This window comes from Microvirga antarctica, assembly GCF_017921815.1.
Lineage (GTDB): Bacteria > Pseudomonadota > Alphaproteobacteria > Rhizobiales > Beijerinckiaceae > Microvirga > Microvirga antarctica.
Map to the genome: position 1 here is coordinate 1 of NZ_JAGEMM010000143.1, position 285 is coordinate 285.

At 66.0% G+C, this 285-nt stretch carries 1 protein-coding gene; it reads right to left on the bottom strand.

Going from position 1 to position 285, the window contains the following annotated elements:
* Positions 1-285 (bottom strand): hypothetical protein (locus tag J4G32_RS21215; RefSeq protein WP_210497697.1); only part of this gene is annotated, 285 nt, incomplete at both ends.

The window sequence follows — 285 nt, forward strand, 5'->3', positions numbered from 1 at the left end:
GCTGGTTTGGTCGATCAGCGCCTGCGCCCGATCCGGCACCGCCGCATCCAGCGGGGTGATTTTCAGCCCTGACTCGGTGAGGATGGCATCGGGCAGCTCGTTGTCCTTGGCCAGGCGGGTGACGGTGGCCAACTGCTCGTCCAGCAGCTGCAAACGCTCTTCCAGGTACTGGTCGCTGTTCGGGTTGATCGCCAGGGGCAGGGCCTGCTCGCGCTTGAGTGCGGCGAACTTCTCGGCCGGCAGCAGGTAGTCGTCGAAGTCGCGGAACTGCCGCGAGCCCTTGAC